Origin of the sequence: Armatimonas sp. (genome assembly GCF_043760365.1) — a bacterium.
In the GTDB taxonomy this organism is placed as follows: Bacteria; Armatimonadota; Armatimonadia; order Armatimonadales; family Armatimonadaceae; genus Armatimonas.
The window spans coordinates 1-5,683 of sequence record NZ_JAYUPA010000256.1 but is presented as its reverse complement, the minus strand read 5'-3'; the positions used below and the strand labels follow the sequence as shown (position 1 = coordinate 5,683).

The window sequence follows — 5,683 nt, the reverse complement described above, 5'->3', positions numbered from 1 at the left end:
TGATGGACATGGGCGTGGAGCCGTTCCTGATCGCCTCGGGCCTCATAGGCGCTCTGGCCCAGCGCCTCTCCCGACGTCTCTGTACCAACTGCCGTACCTACGCCCCACCCACCCCGGAGCAGCAAACTCTGCTAAATCTCATGTACGGTGCCCCGCTCCCCGTGAAAGCAATCGGCCAGCCAGGAGCGGAAGGCTGTGTGCGCTGCAATAACACGGGAACTGCGGGCCGCTTGGGTATCCATGAGCTGATGGTGATGTCCGAGCCGATTCAGCAGCTGATTATGAAGCGCGCCACCACCGTAGTGATCCAGAATGAAGCGATGCGCCAGGGCATGATCCCCATGATCGGCGATGGCCTGGGAAAAGTGATTGCGGGCATGGCACTCCTGGACGATATCGAGAAAAAAGTATTCGCGGGCTGAGCCTACCCCGTTTCGCCTCACGCCGCATTTTGCCTCCCCCCGGCCTCGTTCCTCGTCCGACCCCCTCCGGCTTCGCGAAGGGGGTTTGGTTTGGGTTTACAGCGTGAGAAGATAAGCAAGAATCTCCTGTGCCTTCTTAGGATTATCTTTTAGCTTCTCAGGAATATTGAGCGCTTCGTTATTTGCGAGATAAAGCTCTTGCAGATTTATGAGTAGAGTGAGTTCGATCGGCAAACTTGTAAGAAGATTTCCTCCCACTACAAGGATCTCCAATTGAGTCAGTTTTCCAAGTTCTGCTGGTAAAGAAGTAAGGTAATTCCCTCCCACTTCAAGAATTTTCAAGTTAGAGAGATCACCAATTTCGGGTGGAATATTTTCCAATCGGTTACCATTTAGAAAAAGGTAACGTAACAGAGTAAGGTTCTTGATACCTGGTGGAAATATCGTCAGATTATTGTATTCAAGATCGAGTATTTTTAGATTAATAAGGTTTCCAATTTCAGGAGGAACCATATTGAGGCCAATATGATCGAGTTCAAGTCTCTCATTGTTTCTTGCTGCTGCTTTTTCGATGGCTTTGAGGGCTTTTTGGTAGGCGGGATCGTTAGAATGGTCGGGCATGAGAGGGGGGCTTTCCTTGCTTTCCTTCGCTTGGTGTGGAACCCAGTGTAACCTGCTCCGGGGGAGAGTGGCAAGCGGGCGGAGGGGCGAGGGGAGTTTTCGTTGCGCTTCCTCTTGGTCGCGGAAAGGGGGTGGGAAGTTTGGGGGGGATTTGGCGACGGGGAGGAGGAACGAGGAGGGGTTTCGGTGAACTTTCCGGGCGAGAGAGCACTCTCACGGAGTTTCCCGGCGCTCTTGCCCGACGAGGAGAAAGAGCAACGGAAGACTCCGGCGCGACTTGCAGACGAGGAGAAGACGATGGCGAGTAAAGAGATCTGCTGAGCCACGAGCTGGCGGTCATTGCGACGCTGGAGTCCAAGGCCACCGTGGGGGCGCGGCGGGTGGTAACAGCGGCCCGCAACCAGGCGCTCGATACGCTGGCCACGGCCAACTCGCGAGTGCGGCACTACTTATGCGCCTGTAGCGACGACACCGACAAAAGCAGCGAGCTTGCCACCATCGGCTTCCAGCCCCGCCGCGCCACCGGGCAGCGGCTGATAGCGGCGGAGAAATAGTTTCCCCAACCCCACCCTTTCCTCTCCCCGCTCGTTCCTCGCGAACGGGGGAGGTAGAGCGGCGGGGGTTAGGGGGCAAACTATCCGATAGCAGTCAGTGCCGTTAGCCCACTCCCTGCGATCTGTGCGGGCGGTGCAGGCGGCTGCCAGTTCTTGTCCTCATCGTCATCCGCTTTTAAGTAGACCTGGCGCATCACGTCCTCAGCACTGGTCAGACCGGCGCGGATCTTATTGATGGCGTCCTCACGGATCGGCACCATCCCGGCCTCGATTGAGGCGCGGCGAAGAATGCTACTGGGGGCTTTGTCAATGATCAGACGCGAGAACTTCTCATCCACCGTCACCACCTCATGCACCCCGATGCGGCCCTTGTAGCCCGTTCCCTCACACTCGGTGCACCCGGCGGGCTGCCAGATCAGGTCCGTGTCGGAGATTCCCAGGAGCCCGGCCTGGCGCACAGTGGGCGGTGCCTGGCGACGGCAGCGGATACAGAGGCGGCGCACGAGGCGCTGCGCGGCCATTCCAACAAGCCCTGAGGCGATTAGAAACGGAGGGACACCCATGTCAATCAGACGGGTCACCGAGGTCGGGGCATCGTTGGAGTGCAGCGTGGAGAGCACCAGGTGCCCCGTCATCGCGGCGCGGAAGGCAATCTCCGCTGTCTCCTGATCGCGCATCTCCCCCACCAGAATAATATCGGGGTCCTGACGCAGAATCGCACGAAGCTGCCGGGCAAAGGTGAGGCCGACTTTCTCATTGACAGCGCTCTGGTTGATGCCGTCCATGTTGACCTCAACCGGGTCTTCACAGGTCACGATATTAGTGCGCTTGTCGCGCAGCACGTTGAGCGCCGAGTAGAGCGTGGTGGTCTTACCGGAACCCGTTGGCCCCGTCACGAGCACCAGCCCTAGCGGTTGCCGAATCAGCTCCTCGAAGGTCTCCTGGTTGTGCGGGGAGAAGTCCAGCCCCTGCAAAGGCCGCACGGACATGGAGCGGTCCAGAAGCCGCATGACGATCTTCTCACCGTAGAGCACGGGCAGGCTAGAAATACGCAGGTCGAAGGACTTACCGGGCATCGTGATGGCAATACGGCCGTCTTGTGGCAGGCGCTTCTCGTTGATGTCAAGGTCCGCGAGCACTTTGATGCGCACCCCAATCGGGTCCTGAAGGTCCTTGGGGAGCTCTCTCCAGAGCTGCAGTACACCGTCCACACGCAAGCGCACCTCCAGACAGTTGGCGCGCGGCTCGATATGGATATCACTGGCACCTAAACGGACGGCATCGTTGACCATCGCGTTGACCATCTGAACGGCGGGTCCCTGAATGGCGGGCGACCCGCCTCCCGGCCCGGATCCTGGCATACTCATGAATCGTTACTCTCCTGGCACGCAAATTCGCCACCAGGAGAGAGAAATCCTGCCCGGCTTAGCCCCGCTTACCGAACTCGTAGGCGGGGTCCACTTCGTCGTTGCCGGTGGGCGGTGGGACGGTGACCTCGCTCTTGTAGTCCGGTTTGGGCGACACTTTTTCGAGTTCAACATCCATCCGGTGCGCCAGCTCGGTGAGCTTGGTGGGATCGGGAGTCTCGCCTAGAGTGGAGAGCGTGGGAATCAGGGCACCCAGCGCGGCGGTGTTGGCCGCTTTGGCCTGCTGGGCCTCACTCAGATGCACGGCGATAGTCTTGAGATGCGCATTGGCAATCCCGTAGTTGCGCGCGGCGATTGCCTCCAGCGTCCGGTCCAGCAAGCGACGAGCTTCGAGCTGATGAAGCAGAGCGATGTCGGACTGCCGCGCGAGCTCCGAGGCACGCAGGCTGCGCCGAATAATCTTAATGTCTTGCGTCAGATTCTGAAGTTTCTTAGTCTGGGAGCGCATCCCGCTACCGTACGCAATCCCGAGGATAAAGAGTGTCCCCGTGATTAAAATCGTCCACTGTATCTTGTTGAACTTCATAATAATCTCATCGTACCGTACAATAAGAACCATGGAAAGAGCGCGAGCGGTATTGCTGCGAGGGATCGAACAGGGTGCGATGCCCGGAGCCGTGGTCTGTGTGTGCCGCCGGGGAGAGACTCTCTGGCACGAGGCCCTGGGAACGACGGCAGGCACCACACCCACCACGCTCACCACGCTCTATGATCTTGCCAGTATCACCAAGCCACTGGCAAGCGCCTCCAGCATCTGTTCTCTGGTCGAGCACGGGGAGCTGCTCCTCAATGCCCCTGTCGCCGGTTTTCTGCCCGAGGCAAGCGCACTCAAAGACGCCACGGTGCACCACTTGCTCACCCATACCTCGGGGCTTCCTGCCTGGATCGCGTGCTACAAAGACGAAGGCAGCGGCCTCGATGCCGCCGTCCGTGCCATTTTGAAGCTCTCCCTGCGCGGCGTACCTGGCACGCACTACGAGTACTCGTGCCTGAACTACATTCTGCTCGCCAAGATTATAGAGGCTGCCACTGGCACCACGCTCGATAAATTTGCCACCGAAAATGTCTTCGCACCGCTTGGCCTCACGGACCTCACGTTCCACCCCGACCCGGCCCGCAGCGCCCCGACAATCTCCCAGGAAGGCCCGCGCTCTGGTGAAGTGCTTTGCGGAATCGTCCACGATGGCAACGCACGCGCTATTTGCGCCGAAGGAAACTCTGTCTCGGGCAATGCCGGGCTTTTTGGCACCGCCGAGGCCGTCGCGCGTTTCGGGGAGACCATTCTCCATGGCGGGCTATTTGGTGCCCCCACGCGCCAGCGCTGGCTCACGTCGCAGTCTACGCCGCCGGGCCACACGCTGGCGTTCTTCTGCAAGCCCAACGGCCTCACTCCCACCGGAGAGCTTCTCTCCGATCAGGCCGTGGGCCACAGCGGCTTTACGGGCACCGCACTAGTTATGGATCCCGAATCGGGCTGCGTGATCTCTCTTCTCACCAACGCCGTCTATCTGGACAACAGCAAGACTGAGTTTTTGCCACTGCGTCGCCGCTTCTTCAACGCCGTCGCCGGAGCGCTGTAGCCCTATTTCTCCCCAAAGAACGCCCGCTCGTTTTGCAGACATTCCCGAAGATCCGCACGAAGCTGGGCTTCTTGCGCTGCCGTTTCGTGTACCTGCCAGGCATACACAAGCGTTAGTACCAGCGCCACCGGCAAGGCGCACCGCCCCAGCCCCCGCGCCACGCCAAACGTCACCGGGACGCGCTTCACACGGCTAATAACAGCGAGGATCGGCGTGAGAGCGAACAAGGGAACCAACGTGGGAAGTGCAAAGAACGTTCGGTAGCCTGCCTCATGCCAGAAGGACTCCCACCAAGAGATAGCCTCCCCCTCACTGGCCGAGAAGCATCGCAAGTAGGTGTCGTAGAAAGCACCAATGGTGTCTTCGCCCCCCCACATTGCCACGATACCAAGCAAGATGACTTGAGCGGCTCCGAGCAGAGTAGCCAGCACCAGCCCGGCCTCTTGCCAGCGTTGGGCCCGCTTTGTCGTGCGCCAGGCTTGCCAGAGCGCAAAAAGCCCAATCAGTGATAGCACACTGGCCAGGCAGAACCGCAGTGTTGTTTCGTCCTCGCTCAGTCCAGCACGATAGATCAAAGCTGGAACGATCCCGATGATCCACCAGAGCCCGAAACGCACACCGGGACGAGCGGGCTTGCCTTGACTCAGTTTCGCGAGCAGGGAAAAAAATGCCCCAAGGAGGAGAGTTGCCAGCAGAGCGGACAGCAGTTGCAGCCCCACTTGCCACTGTTCAGCCAGCGGATAGAAGCGATCCGAGGGGTACGTGCGTTTTCCGAGCTGCGTCTTGACGGCATCGTTGCGTGCGAAGACCTGCTCCAGTGCAACGGCTTCGCCTGCTCCCCAGAGCTTTCTATGCGCCACAAGCTGATGTCGAGCTGCCGCAATTTCCGTGATCGCGCTCCCGACAAGCTTTGATATTGCCAGGTTGCCCTGCTCCCGCATGCGTCCCCCGAGGGATCGCAGGTCGTGCCGGATCGCCAGTCCCCCCGCTAAGTCGCCTGCACGCTCTTTTTTTGCCGCGAGCGCCGTCGCGACGCGCGTTAAGGTACGAAGCGGAGAGAGATGTGGCAGGATCAGGCT

5 protein-coding genes and 1 pseudogene are annotated in these 5,683 nt (G+C 59.5%); 2 read left to right on the top strand and 4 right to left on the bottom strand.

Translation table 11 applies throughout. From position 1 onward, the window contains the following. Nucleotides 1-422 (top strand): annotated as a pseudogene (locus ACH2EH_RS06180) (pilus assembly protein PilB); the annotation flags it as partial. Nucleotides 423-518: 96 nt separating this feature from the next. On the opposite strand, the gene ACH2EH_RS06175 reads toward ACH2EH_RS06180, so the two are convergent. The 3 genes from ACH2EH_RS06175 to ACH2EH_RS06165 form a co-directional block, all read right to left on the bottom strand. Beyond that, nucleotides 519-1,043 (bottom strand): leucine-rich repeat domain-containing protein, encoded by a 525-nt coding sequence (locus ACH2EH_RS06175; protein ID WP_395139955.1) that lies wholly within the window; start codon nt 1,041-1,043, stop codon nt 519-521. Nucleotides 1,044-1,677: 634 nt separating this feature from the next. Next, complete coding sequence (locus tag ACH2EH_RS06170; protein ID WP_395139953.1) at nt 1,678-2,964, bottom strand: GspE/PulE family protein; 1,287 nt, start codon at nt 2,962-2,964, stop codon at nt 1,678-1,680. A gap of 58 nt (nt 2,965-3,022) precedes the next feature. Then, entirely contained in the window at nt 3,023-3,550 is a 528-nt protein-coding gene (locus ACH2EH_RS06165) for a hypothetical protein (RefSeq protein WP_395139951.1), read from the bottom strand. Nucleotides 3,551-3,581: 31 nt separating this feature from the next. Here ACH2EH_RS06165 and ACH2EH_RS06160 point away from each other — a divergent pair, with 31 nt between their 5' ends. Beyond that, nucleotides 3,582-4,604, top strand: coding sequence for a serine hydrolase domain-containing protein (locus ACH2EH_RS06160; protein ID WP_395139949.1), 1,023 nt, complete (start codon nt 3,582-3,584; stop codon nt 4,602-4,604). A 2-nt stretch (nt 4,605-4,606) separates the two neighbouring features. Here the strand turns inward: ACH2EH_RS06160 and ACH2EH_RS06155 are convergent. After that, the coding region (locus ACH2EH_RS06155; RefSeq protein WP_395139947.1) for a hypothetical protein at nt 4,607-5,683 on the bottom strand (1,077 nt) is incomplete at its 5' end.

Bases quoted from the DNA above. Each gene is read 5' to 3' on its own strand.
- ACH2EH_RS06160 (WP_395139949.1), top strand. From the start codon at position 3,582: ATGGAAAGAGCGCGAGCGGTATTGCTGCGAGGGATCGAACAGGGTGCG.
- ACH2EH_RS06175 (WP_395139955.1), bottom strand. From the start codon at position 1,043: ATGCCCGACCATTCTAACGATCCCGCCTACCAAAAAGCCCTCAAAGCC.
- ACH2EH_RS06170 (WP_395139953.1), bottom strand. From the start codon at position 2,964: ATGAGTATGCCAGGATCCGGGCCGGGAGGCGGGTCGCCCGCCATTCAG.
- ACH2EH_RS06165 (WP_395139951.1), bottom strand. From the start codon at position 3,550: ATGAAGTTCAACAAGATACAGTGGACGATTTTAATCACGGGGACACTC.